Here is a 15,595-nt window from a genome sequence, read left to right on the forward strand (position 1 = left end):
TATTAAAAGCTGTAACGCAAACTAGCGTTTGGTGTTAATCCTAGGGATTTATTATCGATTTGGATGGTTTTATTGTTGTCTTCTGGATCGACTTCAAAATAACGATTTATGGTATTGTGGTGGTTGGTTGCATTTATTACACCAGCTCTAAAACTAAGTTTTGAGTCCTTAGTAAAATTAAAGTCATAATTAATAGATGCGTCCAATCTAAAAAACGGATCCACATTTTGACTGTTTGGTTGGTCGTAATTAACGTAATAATTATTATTGATTTGGACGGTTGGACTACTGGCAAGTGGATTGGTATACGGCTGACCAGAATGCCAAACACTACCTACTGAAAGTTGTAAATTTTGTAATACAGTATAATTAAAACCTAATGAAATCGAGTGTCTAATATCCACATTATTTGGGAATACAGATGGTGTAAAACTGTCAAATTGATAGTCGTTAATACTGTACGTATAACTTAACCATGTGCTAAAACGGTCTGCTGTTTTATTAGCTAAAAACTCGACACCTTTAGAATGGTAATTTCCAATCGCGTTTAAATATTGAAAGTTATTATAAAATCCTTGATTTCTGGCAGTAATACCATGGACTACTTTATAAAAGCTAGTCAAATCTAGATTAAAATTATGTTGTTTAAAGTCTAAACCAAAAGAGGCTTGTTTACTTTTTGAAATTGGTATGCTTTGGTTGTCTGCCAGTATCCAACGTCTGTTTTCTACACCTAAAAAATCATCCTGAAAATCTACAATTTGCGTGGCAGTTTGATTTTTAAATTCGCCTTTCAGTTTTATAGCAAATTGGTTGGATAGTTTTTGTCGCACATTTAATCTAGGTTCAATAAGTAATTGGTCAAATTTCTGGAAGTAATTGGCACGTGCACCTAATTTTACGTACGTGTTGTTTTTATGGTATTGTACCTCTGTAAAAAAAGCATGGTTTAGCAAGACGTCTTTTTTTGTTTTAGAGTAGGATGGAACAGTGACTGTGGTTTGGTTTAAAACACCAATCTCGTTAAACTGATAGCCATTAATAAAAGAAAGATTACCGCTAGGTTTGTATTCTGTTTTTAATTGTAAGCTAGTTTCTGAAACCTCATTAGCTTGTGTTAAACGCTGATTGGTTTGCACACGCAAATCCGAAGCGTCTACGTTGTATTGCGAGTAGCTTCCTGACAGTGTTGTGCTAAAAGCATCGTTCCATTGTGCATTCCAGTTTCCGCCATAACCTAAGTTATCTTGAGTTAAATTGCTGGTTTTTGTAGAGGTCGTAGTGTTGCTATCTGTACTGCTTTCGGTATAATCTAAATTATTATTTATACCAATAATATTGGCTCTAAATTGGTGTTTATCGTTTAAATCAAAAAGGACTTTTGCGGTATAATCATAAAACACAAAATCGGATTGTGTTGTGCTATTGTCTAGATTTGGATTGATGTTAATGTCGCTATCCTGAAAACTTCTTTCAAAATAATTGTCATATGTTGGTGTGCTAAATGCATCTGTAATAGAGCGTCGTCCAGAAATGTGTAGCGCTAATTTTTTGGATATCGGAATTTCTAAAAAGGCATCTGCACTAATTAAATTAACACCAGCTCCTCCAGAAAAAGTGTTTGTAATTTTATCCTTAGTAAACATATTAATGGTACTAGATACACCATCGCTATATTGACTACTTGTTCCGTTTTTAGTAACAATAACTTTGTTGGTTAAATTTGGATTATAAGCAGATATTAACCCAAAAAAATGTCCAGAATGGTACATTTTAATGCCATCCCAAAGTATTAGGTTTTGGTCATTGGTTCCGCCTCTAACATTTATATTAGCAACACTCTCGTTAACGCTTTCTACGCCAGGAAGTACTTGAATGGATTGTAAAATATCAGGTGCTATTAAACCTGGTAAAATTCCAAATTGTTCTGTGTTTAACACGATGTTTCCGTCTATTAATTTTTGTAATCCTGTGGTTAAATATTTGGTGATTAAAACTTCATTTAACATCAGGTTATCTACTAATAGCGTAATGGGTTTGCAGTCTTGTTGACTATCAAAAAAAGCTCTTGCAGTAATAATTTGGTCTTTAAATCCTAGATACGAAATGGTTATTGTTGCTTGAAGCGGAATGTCCTTTAAACTAAATTGACCATTATTATCACTAGTTGTGCCTAAGTAAGTATTGTTTACAGCAATTGAAGCACCTAAAAGACCTTGGTTTGTTTCTGCAGAAAGTACAGTACCGCAAATAGAAATAGTTTTTTCTAACACTGAAACGGTAATGTAACGGTTGTCTAGTGTTTTAAAATTTAAAAGTGTATTAGCATTTAGATAGTCTAATGTGCTTTTTAAGTCTAAAGTGTTAGCAGGTCGTGTAATATTAATATTAGTCACGTCCTTTACAGCATAACTAAATTTGACATTAAAAGTGGTTTCGATAGTTGTCAAATAATCAGCTAATGGTATCTGTTGGTTTTGACTAAAACCAGTAGATACCATTAATAGATATAAGCCAACAAGCCAATGTCTAACCTCCATAGTTATAAAATGTAACGGTTTGTCCTTCAATTTTAAAACTAATTTTTAAAGGTATGGTTATGGATTGTAAAGCAGTGTTTAAATTATTGTGTGTAAAAGAGCCAGAAAACAGTTGGGTTGTGTCTACAGCTGTTGCTTTTATAGTGATGTTATATTGGCGCTCTAGCTCTGCAATAACCTCTTGTAACGCTATGTTTGTAAAGCTGCTTTCTGCTTGCATCCAATCTGGTTTTGTGGTCGTGTTGTTTGTTATAAGATCAATGGTTCCGTTAGTAACCTTAAACCCATTGCCTTTAGGTAGTTTTATGGTTTTATTATTGTGTGTTACGCTAACCAATCCTTCGTAGCAAATCACTTCAAAATAATTGTCACGTTCTTTTACGTTAAATTGTGTACCTAATACTTGTACTAGTCCAGCAGTAGTGTTAACTGTAAATTTTTGACCTTTTTCTACTTTAAAAAAGGCTTCACCATCTAATTTTAAATCACGTTGCTTGTCCCACGTTTTTTTGTTGTAGGACAGTTTAGATTTTGCATTTAAAATAACTTGAGAGTTGTCAGGTAATGTAATCGTTTTGTTTTGCGCTATTTGTGTGCTAAACGATTCTGTATTATTAAAAAACAGAAAATAAGAACCTCCAAGCATAACAACTAATAGTGCTGCTATCTTTAAAAATGATTTATAGTTTAAAGCAATAACCTTAGGTTTTGTTTTTGTTAATTGTCTTTGTTTAAATTGTTGCAACGCTTGTTGGGCATCAACTTTAGGTGCTTCTAATTGTGAGCTGTAATGCTTTATTTTTTCTAAAGTCTTAAAGTCTTCAGATTTTTTTAAATCATCTAATTCTTGATTAGACAACTCGTTATTAAACCATTGTAATATGTTTTTTTCTTTTTTCATTGTAAACGTCCTTCAATATTAAGACAACTAATGTCTTGTTTACCCTACTTGATTAAATATTCTGTATATGTTGCTTCAAAGTTTTTAAAGCAATTGACATGCGTTTTTCGACTGCTTTTTGCGAGAGGTTTAATAAGGTAGCAATCTCACGATACTTTTTACCTTCAATTCTATTTAATAAAAACACTTCACGCTGTCCATCTGTTAATAATGCAATTGCATTTTGCAATTTTGTTTTAAACTCTTCTTCTTCTAATAAATATTCTGGACTTTGATTGTCCATATCTAAATAAGGTGCAGCTTTAGCATACTCCATAACCACTTTATTATGTTTTATGGTGTTTAAAAACATATTATTAATAGATGTAAATAAATACGTCTTGGCTTTAGTAAAATTTATTTTAGCACAATTTTCCCAAATTTTTGAAAAGGCATCTTGTACTAAGTCTAGGCTTTTTGCAGAATCGCCACATTTATAAAATGCAAAATTACTCGCAGATTGCAAATGCTTGACATAAAAATCACTAAAGTTTTTTTCCTCACAGAGGTTGTTTGTATTCTCAATCATAAACCAATTTTAGCTTTTAAATAGGTTAGGCTAAATATAATGTTCGCGTAAAAGTAGGGTAAAAATATTTTGTGTTGTCTTATTGGCAGAACAATCTAAAATAGTAAACATGAACACCGAAAAACTAATAACCATCATTGAAACAATCTTAATAATCATCTTGTTAACAAGCTTTACCGCTTCAATTTATATAATTAATCACTTATTTGAAATTTTAAGGTAGGGTAAAATAAAATCCAGTTGTCTTACCAATAGAATGGCGAAAAAATAGCTTTCAAAAAGAAAATAATTTCATTAAAAAAAGAAAAATTAACTTTACAAACATTTAAAATTATGAAAAACTTAAAATTTATTGCAGTCTTATTTCTAACATCATTAATGACGCTAACATCTTGTCAAGATGAAATTGACGAAGAAAGTGGAGACAGTCCAAACACAAATACTTCAAATTCTCAAACTGCTAGTAATTTAGAGCGTACCTCAATGTATGATGGATCGTTTGATGATTTTTTAGATGGTAACTCATGTTCATCAATACTTTTGCCAGTCACAGCAACGGTAAACGGAACAGAAGTTACTATTGTTAATCAGGCAGATTATCAACAAGTGATTGATATTTTGGCACAATTTAACACAGATGAAGATATAGTAGAACTGCAATTTCCAGTAACAATTAGACTAAGTAATTATACTGAAGTTGTTGTTGAAAACCAATCAATATATGACGGTTTTATTGATGTATGTCAAACTTTAACAGCATCAGGAGAGGAAGCGGTTACTTGTATAGATATTGATTTTCCAATAACCTTATTAACCTATAGTTTAAGTTTAGAACAAACTGGTAGTGTTGTATTAGAAACCGAACAGCAGTTATATGCGTATATAAGTGACTTTGGCGATGACCAATTATTTGCTATAAATTATCCAATTACAGCTAATGTTGATGCTAGTGGTAATCAAGTAGTAACATTTAATAGCGACGCAGAATTGCAAGCAGCAATTTCAGATTGTTTAAATGAGCAAGGAATTGAGGAGCAAGCAGCTGAAGATGCTGAAGCTTTAGAGACTATTTTGGTGGATGGATTGTTTCAGGTAGAGTCGGTTATTAACGCAGGCGTTGATACTGCATCAGATTTTGCTGAGTTTACCATAGATTTTGCTAACGATTTGTCTGTAGTAGCAGAGAATACAGTTAATGTTGCTGTGCAAGATGTACAAGGGACTTATCAGGTAGCTTCTCAAACAGAAGTGTTTTTAGATTTAACCTTTACAGGGAATATCACATTTAATTTATTAAATCAAAATTGGGCTGTTACAAGTTTTAGCAACACGACCATATCATTACAAAGCACGACAAACGCAGCGTTAACATTAGTGTTAACACAAATATAAGTTACTACAGCGTAGTGATGTATACCTTCTGAAAAACAGCTATTTTAATACAATAGCTGTTTTGTATAATTGAAAAAAGATAAGAAAAATGAAGTATTTAATCATAGTATTAATGTTGGTATTAATGTCATGTAGTAGAAACGATTCGCAAAATGATCCACTAGACAACACACAAGCAAATAAGTTAAATGTTGGTGCATCTGCCAATGATTTATTATCTGATACTACGTTTTCTAGTCTTGTTGTTGAGGTAGTATATGTTGAAGGATTTGAGCCTTCTCAAACTGCAATATCTAATTTTGTTTCTTTTTTGGAGAACAGGACCTTTAAACCAGATGGAATTTCGGTACAAAAACGAGCAATCTCGTCTCCTGGTTTAACACCATATACAAATCAAGAGATAGTAGACATTGAAGATGCTAATAGATTATTGTTTAATAATAGTAATCAAATAGCAGTTTGGGCTTTTTTTGCGGATGGTGCTTCTGCTAACAATACAGATTCAGGAGTTGTTTTGGGCACTGCTTATAGAAATACATCGTTTGTGATTTATCAAGAAACAATTCAACAATTAACTTCTGGCACAATAACAAATACAACGCCTATATTAGAATCTACGGTCATAACTCATGAGTTTGGACACATTTTAGGATTAACCAACTTAGGTACGCCTTTACAAACTAATCATGAAGATTTAGAGCATCCAAAGCATTGTAATATTGAGTCTTGCTTAATGTATTGGAAAGCAGAAAATGGTAATGGAGCAATGTCTATGATTTCTGGAGGATCCATACCACAATTGGATGCGCAATGTATTGCGGACCTTCAGGCTAATGGAAGAAAATAATTTTTAAACAACTTAACACTTACTTAAATTATTAATTATGAAAAAACTATGTTTAACACTAGCACTAAGTTTTGGAGCGTTATTTATAGTAAATGCACAAGACGATATAAAGTCTAAGTCAAATGGAGGAATTAAAGGCGGTTATAATCTAGCATCAGTACAATACGATGGTAATGAAGAAACTGGTCAAAGAAGCGGTTTTCATGTAGGATTATATGGCGAATCTTATTTAAGCAATTTTGCAGCTATTCAAATTGAAGTGATGTACTCGCAGCAAGGTTATAAACTAGAAACTAATGGTGGGACGTTTACACAAAAACTGAATTATATTAATGTGCCATTATCTTTAAAACTATATCCTGTAAGTACCTTTTACTTGGAGGCTGGACCACAAATAGGTTATGCTATTTCACACAAAGAAACGTATGATGCTAATTTTGATTTATTTGATACATCGCAAGAGTTTGAGCCTAATAGCTTTGACTATGGTGTAAATTTTGGAGTAGGATTTAAATCCGACGCTAATGTTAGCTTAGGTGTGCGCTATCATTTAGGTCTTGGAGATATTTACGATGATGGATCACCAAAAAACAGAGTATGGCAGTTTTCGTTAGGCTTTGGTTTTTAGTGGTTTAGTGTTGTAGTGTTTAACCGAAATTGGAATATTCAGTTTCGGTTTTTTTTAGACCGAATTCATTTTGTTTAATAATTTTAACTAAACTTTAAACAAAAATAATAGTTTTATTTATTGTCTGGTTTTATCTTTGGGTAAACAAAAAAAACAAAACTATGAAAACTAAAAATGTATTAATGGCTTTTACGGTAGTAGGGCTAATTGGATTAAATGCTTGTAAAGAAGCACCACAAAATGTAGAAACTCAGTCAAAAGAAATAGCGCTTAACACAGCAGACAGTTCGCCAATAGTAGCGCAAACACAAGACAATGATAATATTGTTGGAGTAGCTGTTGGAAATGAAAACTTTACAACCCTTGTTGCAGCAGTAAAAGCAGCAGATTTAGTAGAAACGTTAAGTGGTAAAGGTCCATTTACAGTATTTGCACCTACAAATGACGCTTTTAACAAATTGCCAGAAGGCACAGTAGAAACATTATTGAAGCCTGAGAATAAAAAAATGTTAACTGCAGTTTTAACGTATCATGTTGTACCAGGAAAATTTAATGCATCAGCAGTAGTTGAGGCTATTAAAGCAAACAACGGAAAATTTATTGTTGCTACAGTACAAGGTGGATCATTAACAGCGTCTTTAGAAGATGGAGATGTTGTATTAATGGATGAAAAAGGAAACACATCTAAAGTTATTATGGCAGATGTTGCAGCTTCAAATGGAGTAATTCACGCAATAGATGCAGTAGTGATGCCTAAGTAATTTTTTTTAGGTTGTTTAATGATGGGAAATCGCTTTCAAGAAATTGGAAGCGGTTTCTTTTTGTAACATAATTAAAAATTTAATGGTCTACAGGTAAAAGGCTATTGTGTTATTCAAACTTGATATAATCTATTACAATATTAAAATTTCCAGCTTTTTTGTCGCTAATAATTAATGCAATATTATAGACATCATCCAAAGCTTTTATTGGCATTGTATTTCCTATAACTTCACTTATTCGGTAATGTTTAAAATCTGATAGATTTACAGTAATGGTAGTCCATTCTGTAGTTTTAGGTGTAAAGGTGTATTTATAATAAGGTATGTAGTATTGTTGACTATTTTTAAGAGATACTCCAAAGGTACGGTCTGTACTATTACTTTTAAATCGCATAGTCATCGTTTTGCAATCACTTAATGCACCTGCAGTAATTAACGTGCGGATACTTGCAAATCCACCATTGTTTTCTAGACTAACTTCGCCATTAAATACAATGCTGTCTTCTAATATAGTTGTTTTGGACGTGGATAATCCACCCATGACACCATCGTTAACTATACGCCAATCATCACCTGCTTTTTCTGTTCCAAAATCTATTGTTAATCCTAGGGTTGTACTCATAAATAAGGTTACTATAAAAAATAATTGTTTCATATTTAAAGATACAAAAACAAAGTAGTGTTAACTTTTTATAGACTGTTAATTTGTGATATTTAATCAATTTAAATTTATTTTATCAATTCAGTTAATAATATTAATTAACTATTATTTTTGTAGTCATGCAAAACACCATTTCTCATTACATTCCAGAAGCATCAGTCTCTAGAGTTTTACAACTTTTAGAGCACGATCATTTGGTTGTAATGGTAAAAAAAGAAAGAAAAACAAGGCATGGTGATTACCGTAGATTACCAAATGGAAAACATCAAATTACGGTTAATGGCAGTTTAAATAAATATCGATTTTTAATAACGTTAATACATGAGATAGCCCATTTAGAAGCGTTTTCTAAATTTGGCAGACATATAAAACCACATGGAGCAGAGTGGAAGCGTACCTTCCAGCATTTAATGTTGCCTTTTATTAATCCTCAGGTGTTTCCGGAGTCCATTTTGCCTGTAGTTGCAAAACATTTTATAAATCCAAAAGCGTCTAGCGACACAGATGTGCAACTCGCCTTAGCTTTAAAGCTATTGGACGCTCCAAATAATAAAAGCTTTATATTTGAAGTACCTTTACATCAGACTTTTAAAATACACAATGGACGTGTGTTTAAAAAAGGAGCAAAAAGACGCACTAGACATGAGTGTGTCGAGGTAAAAACAGGTAAAACCTATTTGTTTAATGCCAATGCTGAGGTAGAAATTTTAAATAATTAAGTTAAACTTAATACAATATCAAGGACATGCAGAATAAAAATTATTACGCAATATTAATGGCAGGTGGAGTTGGTTCACGTTTTTGGCCAGTAAGTACAGAGGAGTTTCCTAAGCAGTTTCATGACATGTTAGGTACAGGAGATACGCTGATCCAAAAAACATTTAGCCGATTAAGTAAACTAATACCTAAAGAAAATATTTTCATTTTAACTAACGAAAAATATAATGACTTAGTCTTAGAGCAACTTCCGGAAGTAACCCAACGTCAAGTTGTGTTGGAGCCAGCTATGCGTAATACAGCACCTTGTATTTTGTATGCAAGTTTAAAAATACAAAAGGAAAATCCTGATGCAATAATGATTGTAGCACCAAGTGATCATTGGATTGAAGACGAAGTAGCTTTTACTACAAATGTTAAACAAGCATTTACCTATTGTCAGGATAACGATGTTTTAATGACGTTAGGTGTTACGCCTACATTTCCTAACACAGGATATGGTTATATTGAAACAGGAACTGTATCTCAGGATAATATAAGTCCTGTATTGCAGTTTAGAGAAAAACCTAATTATGAAACTGCAAAGCAATTTTTGTCAAAAGGTAACTTTCTATGGAATGCAGGTATATTTATGTGGTCTGCAACAAGTGTAATAAAAGCTTTTGAGAGTAATCAGCCAGAATTATTTGACTTGTTTAAAACAGGTATGGCTACTTATAATACGGAATTTGAAGATGATTTTATAAGAGATAATTATCCTAAAGCTGAAAATATTTCTGTGGATTATGCCATCATGGAATCCTCTACCAATGTATACGTAATTCCAGCAACTTTTGATTGGAATGATTTAGGAACTTGGGGAAGTTTATACGATAAATTAGATAAAGACCAGAACAATAATGCTGTAGTCAATGCAAAAACCTTAACGGAAGATGCTTCTGGAAATATGATACGAACTAAAGCGGATAAAGTTGTTGTAGTCGATGGATTGAATGATTATATTATTGTAGATAAGGATGAAGTTTTACTTATCTTTCCCAAGTCAAAAGAACAAGATATTAAAAAAGTACTTCAAAAAGTAAAAGACAATTTTGGAGAGCATTACGGATAGGTTTTAACTATGGAACAAAACAACGAGCCTAAAGAGAATAAGTTTAATTTCTCTAATGAAGAGAAACAAAACGAAGCGGTTAATCAAAAAAAGGAAGCAGTAAAAAAGGATGCTGAAGGCCTATTTAAAAGTATAAAAACCTTTCTTCAAGAATTACTTGATTTTAGAGACGATACTGATAGAGATGCCACTATCGAAGCTATTAAAGCAGATATACCTTTTAAAGGTGCTACTGCATGGATTTTAATTTGCTCAATATTTGTAGCCTCTATTGGTTTAAATGCTAATAGTACTGCTGTTGTAATTGGAGCCATGTTAATTTCGCCATTAATGGGACCAATCTTAGGTGTAGGTCTATCTATTGCAATTAATGATATTGATACGCTTAAGCGATCGCTAATAAATTTAGCGATTATGATCGTATTAAGTTTGTTAACAGCCTTTTTGTTTTTTAGATTTTTTCCATTAAGCGAAGATACTTCAGAATTACTAGGTCGTGTACAACCAGATATACGTGATGTTTTAATAGCCTTTTTTGGAGGTTTAGCTTTAATTATTGCACGTACTAAACGTGGGACTATTGCTTCTGTAATTTTTGGTGTAGCTATCGCGACTGCTTTAATGCCTCCTTTATGTACCGCAGGTTATGGATTAGCCAAAGGTAATTGGACTTACTTTGGTCAAGCCATGTATTTGTTTACCATTAATACAATATTTATTGCTTTAGCAACTTTTTTAGTACTTAAAATTTTACGTTTTCCAATGCTTAAATATGCTAATTCTGCTAAGCGTAAACGTACTGCAAGAATTGCCTCTTTAGTTGCTATTATTGTAATGATTCCTGCTATGTTTACTTTTTTAAGCGTATTAAGAGAGAGTCAATTTAAAGTAGATGCTAAAGACTTTATTACTAATGAGCTTAAGTCTTTACCTAATGCAAGTTATATCCAAAAATATGCGACGCCTAATTACACGCCAAATGGTGACTCTAACATTGAGTTAACAACATTTGGAACAGATGTAATTTCAGATGACATGAAGCATTTTTTAGAAAATAGATTACAAGAGTATACGTACTTAAAAAATTCTAAATTATTAATTAATCAAACTAAAAACAGAGAGATCAATAATCTAGAATATATGGAAGAGTTACGTACAAGAGACTCTTTAGACTTAATGACTCAGCAACAAAAAATCACATTTTTAGAAGAAAAAGTAAAAGAGTTATCTAAGCTAGAGCGTGGTTATATTCCTTTTGAAGAATTATCTAAAGAGGTTAATATTAATTATGAAAATATTGAATCCTTATCTTATGCTAGTGTTGTAAACTCTAATTTTAAAAGCATTGACACGCTAGCTGTTTTTACTGTTAAATGGAATGATACTATAGTAGACGCTAATCAATTGTCTAAAGAGAAAGATAAGTTATATCGTTGGTTAAAGCTAAAGCTGAAACTAGACACCTTGGTTGTTAAGCAAACTAATAACTAAAAATCACGTATAGCAATAAGTTTAGCTATTAATTTAGTTGAAAATATATTTTTGGAGAAGTTAAGTTTGACTTTAAATAATAGAGTGTTTAACTGCGTTCCTCTAGGTACATTTGACGTACTTTTTTAAACAATTCTGAAGAGTATACAAAGTCTGTAACCGCTTCATTATCTGTTTTAAAAATGTCGTAGCGAGACCCTTCCCATTCTTTTAAACCATTTTTAAGAAAAATAATTTTTTCTCCAATTTGCATAACTGAGTTCATATCATGTGAGTTAATTACAGTTGTAATCTGATATTCTTCAGTAATTTCTTTAATTAAGTCGTCAATAACAATCGATGTTTTGGGATCTAATCCAGAATTAGGTTCGTCACAAAATAAATATTTTGGCTTATTAACAATCGCACGTGCAATTGCAACACGTTTTTGCATACCTCCAGAGGCTTCACTTGGTTTTTTATTATGTGCATCTCCAAGATTAACCCTTTTTAAAACAAAGTTTACACGATCTTCCATTTCGCTTTTACTTTGTTTGGTAAACATTTTTAGAGGAAACATAACGTTTTCGGCAATAGTCATCGAGTCAAACAACGCGCTTCCTTGAAACACCATACCAATATCAGCTCTAATATCACGTTTTTCGTCTTCACTTAATTTAGCAAAGATTTTACCATCGTATGCAATACTACCTTCTTCGTAATCAAAAAGACCTAAAAGACATTTTAAAAATACGGTTTTACCAGAACCACTTTGCCCAATAATAAGGTTAGTTTTTCCTTTTTCAAAAGTGGTAGTAACACCTTTTAAAATGTGCGCATCTCCAAACGATTTGTGTAGATTTTTTACTTCTATCATTGACTTAGCAGGAGTTGAGTTAAAATATAGTTTAAAAGGATAATCATGACACTGGTCCAAACAAAAGAGGTTGTACTAGCTTTACCAACTTCCAATGCGCCACCTTTCATGTAATATCCATGGTATGATGGTACCGTAGCTAATATAAAGGCAAATAGTAATGTTTTAATAAAGGCATAAGCCATATGAAAAGGCTTAAAGTCAAGTTGTATTCCTTCAATATAATCTGGCATAGTAGCATAACCACCATAAACACAAGCAGCTAATCCACCCATGATTCCTAAAAACATAGATATTGAAATTACAAAAGGATACAGTGTTAATGCTATAAATTTAGGAAACACTAAATAATTTAAACTGTTTATTCCCATAACTTCTAAAGCGTCAATTTGCTCTGTCACACGCATTGTACCAATGCTAGAAGTAATAAAAGAGCCTACTTTACCAGCCATAATTATGGACATAAAAGTTGGTGCAAACTCTAAAATAATAGATTGTCTAGTTGCAAATCCAACTAAGTTTTTTGGGATTAATGGGTTGTCAATATTTAAAGCGGTTTGTATGGTAACAACACCACCAACAAAAAATGATATAAAGGCAACGATACCTAAAGATCCGATAATTAAATCGTCTATATCTTTAAGTATTAATTTTTTCATTACAGACCACTTTGTGGGCTTTCGAAACATTTCGACAACCATTAAAAAGTAGGTTCCAATATAGTGTAGGTAATTCATTAGTTATTTGTTACTGCTAAAATATAAAATTATAGCACGTATTTAATGTTAATTTCAAATTAGATGTTTTAAAAGCTGTATTTTTGGGGTTCAAAATTAAATTTGTCACAATGAGAGCTATTCTATCGTTATTTATTATTTGTTTTCTTCTTAGTTGCCAATCACAAAAAAGCACTATAACATCAAACAGTACTAAGTTAAATTCGCAACCAAAGTTAGTGGTTGGAATTGTAGTAGACCAGATGAGATACGATTATTTAACTAGATTTTATAATAAGTATGGAGATGGTGGATTTAAACGATTAATAAACGACGGTTTTAATTGTAAAAATAATCACTTTAATTACGTACCAACTTATACTGGACCAGGACATGCTTCAATATTTACAGGTACTACACCAAAAACTCACGGTATTATTTCTAATAATTGGTATGACAAAGTATCTGATAGTTATGTTTACTGTGCAGGAGATACTTTGGTACAGCCTGTAGGGACTTTAAATAATGCAGGTCAAATGTCTCCACATAGACTTAAAACTACAACTTTTGCGGACGAAAACAGATTATTTACGCAAATGAAAGGTAAGACTATTGGGATTTCGGTAAAGGATAGAGGTGCCATTTTACCAGCAGGACATACAGCAAATGCTGCTTATTGGTTTCATGGTGCAGATGAAGGTCGTTTTATAACCAGTACTTTTTATTTAAATACGTTACCTAGTTGGGTACAAGATTTTAATAATACAGCTGCTGCTGAAAGTTATTTAAAGGAGTGGAATACATTATATGATATAAACACGTATACTGAAAGTGGAAGCGATTTAAATGCTTTTGAAGGCGGTTTTAAAGGAAAAGACACTGCAACGTTTCCTTATGATTTAAAGGCTTTAAGTAAAGAGAATAGAGGTTATGACATTATTAAAGCAACACCTTACGGAAACAGTATTGTAGCAGATTTTGCAATTGCAGCTATTGATGGTGAGCAGTTAGGTCAAGATAATATTACAGATGTGCTAACCGTTAGTTTTTCTAGTACAGATTACGTAGGACATAATTTTGGTGTTAATAGTAAAGAAGTAGAAGATACTTACATTAGGTTAGATAAAGATATACAACGCATCTTAGAAGCATTAGATGCAAAAGTTGGAGAAGGTAACTACACCTTGTTTTTATCGTCAGATCATGGAGCTGTTGAGGTACCTGCTTATCTAGAATCAGTGAAAATTCCTTCAGGATATTTTGATACAGATGGGTTTAAAACTAACTTAAATGAAACTACCATTTTAAATTATAAAGCGGAAAATTTAATTAAAAACATAAGTAATAACCAGATATTTTTGGATAGAGCATTGATTAAAAGCTATGGTTTAAATTTAGCTAGTGTGCAACAAGAAATTGTAAATACAATAATAGACTATCCTCATATTTCAAAAGCTTATACAGCAACTAGCATGACTACTACCGAGTTTTCTGGAGGTGTTGAAAGCTTGTTGCAAAATGGATTTAATCAAAAGCGTTCTGGAGATGTTTTATTTGTGCTAGATCCAGCAGTAATAAGTTACAGTAAAACAGGATCTACGCATGGATCTGCTTTAAACTATGATACGCATATTCCATTACTGTTTTTTGGAAAAGGAATAAAAACAGGAAGCACAATGCAACATACTAATATTCCTGACATAGCACCAACAATGTCTGCGTTGTTAGGGATTAGCTTTCCAAATGGAGCCACAGGTAAACCGCTTGAGTTTGTTTTAGAAAATTAATTAAACTTAGCTTTTAAAGCACGTTCGGTTTTTAACCACATAAATAGAATGGCACTAAAAATTAGTATTAAACTAATACTAATACGTGCCATTTTACTAAACTGTATGACTAAACCAATACAGCTGAATATCATAATTAAACAGCCAGCAATAATTAATTGTACAGAGGAATACTTTTGTGCAAAATCCCAACTATTTTGATTTTTCATGGATAAATCTGTGCGATAACCATAATACCAATTAATTTTTTTAGGAGGATAAGTAAGTGTAATCACACTGGCAATAATAAAAACTATTCCAGATATAAAACTAGGGAGTAATATGCTCTCAAAGGAAGAAGGCATACCTATTTTATTTTCGGTATAAAAAGTAATTGTTGACTAACTCTATATAGGTTTCTTTAGCTTCGTCAGTAGTAATGTCTTTAATTTGAAAAAGAGCATTTGTTTTAAAAGCGTTAATTATAGGCTTTTTGCTACTAGGTCTTTCGTAGTTATTAGTAGCTTTTTTGTAATAAGCGTACAATCGAAGCAAGAAATCTGCAGGGAAAGGTTCTGTATGTGCGTTAATGCGGTCCACAGCATCTTCAAAAGTTTTATTTAATTCCTCTGTAGTCATA

Annotated in this window: 16 protein-coding genes; 8 read left to right on the forward strand and 8 right to left on the reverse strand. The window is 32.2% G+C overall.

Going from position 1 to position 15,595, the window contains the following annotated elements; translation table 11 throughout:
* Positions 1-2: 2 nt before the first annotated feature.
* The 3 genes from WNY60_RS12260 to WNY60_RS12270 are packed head-to-tail and all read right to left on the reverse strand — an operon-like array spanning position 3 to position 4,009.
* Complete coding sequence (locus tag WNY60_RS12260) at positions 3-2,570, reverse strand: TonB-dependent receptor (protein WP_342862546.1); 2,568 nt, start codon at positions 2,568-2,570, stop codon at positions 3-5.
* Positions 2,530-3,441 carry a FecR domain-containing protein gene (locus tag WNY60_RS12265; RefSeq protein WP_342862547.1) on the reverse strand — a complete coding sequence of 304 codons (912 nt, stop codon included), beginning with the start codon at positions 3,439-3,441 and terminating at the stop codon, positions 2,530-2,532. Before WNY60_RS12265 ends, WNY60_RS12260 begins: the two co-directional genes overlap by 41 nt.
* A gap of 52 nt (positions 3,442-3,493) precedes the next feature.
* Positions 3,494-4,009: a sigma-70 family RNA polymerase sigma factor gene (locus WNY60_RS12270; protein ID WP_342862548.1), complete on the reverse strand. Its 516-nt coding sequence runs from the start codon at positions 4,007-4,009 to the stop codon at positions 3,494-3,496.
* A 333-nt stretch (positions 4,010-4,342) separates the two neighbouring features.
* On the opposite strand from WNY60_RS12270, the gene WNY60_RS12275 reads away from it, so the two are divergent.
* The 4 genes from WNY60_RS12275 to WNY60_RS12290 all read left to right on the forward strand — a co-directional run bounded on the left by WNY60_RS12275 (position 4,343) and on the right by WNY60_RS12290 (position 7,637).
* Positions 4,343-5,401: a hypothetical protein gene (locus WNY60_RS12275; protein ID WP_342862549.1), complete on the forward strand. Its 1,059-nt coding sequence runs from the start codon at positions 4,343-4,345 to the stop codon at positions 5,399-5,401.
* An 88-nt stretch (positions 5,402-5,489) separates the two neighbouring features.
* Positions 5,490-6,248, forward strand: coding sequence for a membrane metalloprotease (locus WNY60_RS12280; protein WP_342862550.1), 759 nt, complete (start codon positions 5,490-5,492; stop codon positions 6,246-6,248).
* Between the two features lie 37 nt (positions 6,249-6,285).
* Positions 6,286-6,876, forward strand: a complete 591-nt coding sequence (locus tag WNY60_RS12285) for a porin family protein (protein WP_342862551.1) — start codon at positions 6,286-6,288, stop codon at positions 6,874-6,876.
* Between the two features lie 161 nt (positions 6,877-7,037).
* Entirely contained in the window at positions 7,038-7,637 is a 600-nt protein-coding gene (locus WNY60_RS12290) for a fasciclin domain-containing protein (protein WP_342862552.1), read from the forward strand.
* Positions 7,638-7,746: 109 nt separating this feature from the next.
* Here WNY60_RS12290 and WNY60_RS12295 read toward each other — a convergent pair whose 3' ends face one another.
* Entirely contained in the window at positions 7,747-8,292 is a 546-nt protein-coding gene (locus WNY60_RS12295; protein ID WP_145001006.1) for a CIA30 family protein, read from the reverse strand.
* A 125-nt stretch (positions 8,293-8,417) separates the two neighbouring features.
* On the opposite strand from WNY60_RS12295, the gene WNY60_RS12300 reads away from it, so the two are divergent.
* The 3 genes from WNY60_RS12300 to WNY60_RS12310 are packed head-to-tail and all read left to right on the forward strand — an operon-like array spanning position 8,418 to position 11,617.
* Positions 8,418-9,017 (forward strand): SprT-like domain-containing protein, encoded by a 600-nt coding sequence (locus tag WNY60_RS12300; protein ID WP_145001004.1) that lies wholly within the window; start codon positions 8,418-8,420, stop codon positions 9,015-9,017.
* 26 nt (positions 9,018-9,043) lie between these two features.
* Positions 9,044-10,126: a mannose-1-phosphate guanylyltransferase gene (locus WNY60_RS12305; RefSeq protein ID WP_339808484.1), complete on the forward strand. Its 1,083-nt coding sequence runs from the start codon at positions 9,044-9,046 to the stop codon at positions 10,124-10,126.
* 9 nt (positions 10,127-10,135) lie between these two features.
* On the forward strand, positions 10,136-11,617 hold the full coding sequence (locus tag WNY60_RS12310) for a DUF389 domain-containing protein (RefSeq protein ID WP_145001000.1): 1,482 nt from the start codon (positions 10,136-10,138) through the stop codon (positions 11,615-11,617).
* 88 nt (positions 11,618-11,705) lie between these two features.
* Here WNY60_RS12310 and WNY60_RS12315 read toward each other — a convergent pair whose 3' ends face one another.
* The gene (locus WNY60_RS12315) at positions 11,706-12,473 is read right to left on the reverse strand and encodes an ATP-binding cassette domain-containing protein (protein ID WP_292942382.1); all 768 of its coding nucleotides are present in this window, start codon (positions 12,471-12,473) and stop codon (positions 11,706-11,708) included.
* The gene (locus WNY60_RS12320; RefSeq protein WP_028283826.1) at positions 12,470-13,210 is read right to left on the reverse strand and encodes an ABC transporter permease; all 741 of its coding nucleotides are present in this window, start codon (positions 13,208-13,210) and stop codon (positions 12,470-12,472) included. The genes WNY60_RS12315 and WNY60_RS12320 overlap by 4 nt, the downstream gene beginning before the upstream one ends.
* 110 nt (positions 13,211-13,320) lie before the next feature.
* Between WNY60_RS12320 and pafA the strand changes: the two genes are divergently transcribed.
* The gene (pafA, locus tag WNY60_RS12325; protein ID WP_342862553.1) at positions 13,321-14,976 is read left to right on the forward strand and encodes an alkaline phosphatase PafA; all 1,656 of its coding nucleotides are present in this window, start codon (positions 13,321-13,323) and stop codon (positions 14,974-14,976) included.
* Here the strand turns inward: pafA and WNY60_RS12330 are convergent.
* The gene (locus tag WNY60_RS12330; RefSeq protein ID WP_145000994.1) at positions 14,973-15,320 is read right to left on the reverse strand and encodes an SdpI family protein; all 348 of its coding nucleotides are present in this window, start codon (positions 15,318-15,320) and stop codon (positions 14,973-14,975) included. The genes pafA and WNY60_RS12330 overlap by 4 nt on opposite strands.
* Before the next feature lie 7 nt (positions 15,321-15,327).
* Positions 15,328-15,594, reverse strand: coding sequence for an acyl-CoA-binding protein (locus WNY60_RS12335; RefSeq protein ID WP_145000992.1), 267 nt, complete (start codon positions 15,592-15,594; stop codon positions 15,328-15,330).
* Position 15,595 lies beyond the last annotated feature (1 nt).

This window comes from Olleya sp. AS48 (assembly GCF_038900355.1).
Taxonomy (GTDB): Bacteria; Bacteroidota; Bacteroidia; order Flavobacteriales; family Flavobacteriaceae; genus Olleya.

Excerpts from the sequence above, each read along its gene's own strand:
- WNY60_RS12265 (WP_342862547.1), bottom strand. The coding sequence starts at position 3,441 with ATGAAAAAAGAAAAAAACATATTACAATGGTTTAATAACGAGTTGTCT.
- WNY60_RS12270 (WP_342862548.1), bottom strand. The coding sequence starts at position 4,009 with ATGATTGAGAATACAAACAACCTCTGTGAGGAAAAAAACTTTAGTGAT.
- WNY60_RS12275 (WP_342862549.1), top strand. The coding sequence starts at position 4,343 with ATGAAAAACTTAAAATTTATTGCAGTCTTATTTCTAACATCATTAATG.
- WNY60_RS12280 (WP_342862550.1), top strand. The coding sequence starts at position 5,490 with ATGAAGTATTTAATCATAGTATTAATGTTGGTATTAATGTCATGTAGT.
- WNY60_RS12285 (WP_342862551.1), top strand. The coding sequence starts at position 6,286 with ATGAAAAAACTATGTTTAACACTAGCACTAAGTTTTGGAGCGTTATTT.
- WNY60_RS12290 (WP_342862552.1), top strand. The coding sequence starts at position 7,038 with ATGAAAACTAAAAATGTATTAATGGCTTTTACGGTAGTAGGGCTAATT.
- WNY60_RS12295 (WP_145001006.1), bottom strand. The coding sequence starts at position 8,292 with ATGAAACAATTATTTTTTATAGTAACCTTATTTATGAGTACAACCCTA.
- WNY60_RS12300 (WP_145001004.1), top strand. The coding sequence starts at position 8,418 with ATGCAAAACACCATTTCTCATTACATTCCAGAAGCATCAGTCTCTAGA.
- WNY60_RS12305 (WP_339808484.1), top strand. The coding sequence starts at position 9,044 with ATGCAGAATAAAAATTATTACGCAATATTAATGGCAGGTGGAGTTGGT.
- WNY60_RS12310 (WP_145001000.1), top strand. The coding sequence starts at position 10,136 with ATGGAACAAAACAACGAGCCTAAAGAGAATAAGTTTAATTTCTCTAAT.
- WNY60_RS12315 (WP_292942382.1), bottom strand. The coding sequence starts at position 12,473 with ATGATAGAAGTAAAAAATCTACACAAATCGTTTGGAGATGCGCACATT.
- WNY60_RS12320 (WP_028283826.1), bottom strand. The coding sequence starts at position 13,210 with ATGAATTACCTACACTATATTGGAACCTACTTTTTAATGGTTGTCGAA.
- pafA (WP_342862553.1), top strand. The coding sequence starts at position 13,321 with ATGAGAGCTATTCTATCGTTATTTATTATTTGTTTTCTTCTTAGTTGC.
- WNY60_RS12330 (WP_145000994.1), bottom strand. The coding sequence starts at position 15,320 with ATGCCTTCTTCCTTTGAGAGCATATTACTCCCTAGTTTTATATCTGGA.
- WNY60_RS12335 (WP_145000992.1), bottom strand. The coding sequence starts at position 15,594 with ATGACTACAGAGGAATTAAATAAAACTTTTGAAGATGCTGTGGACCGC.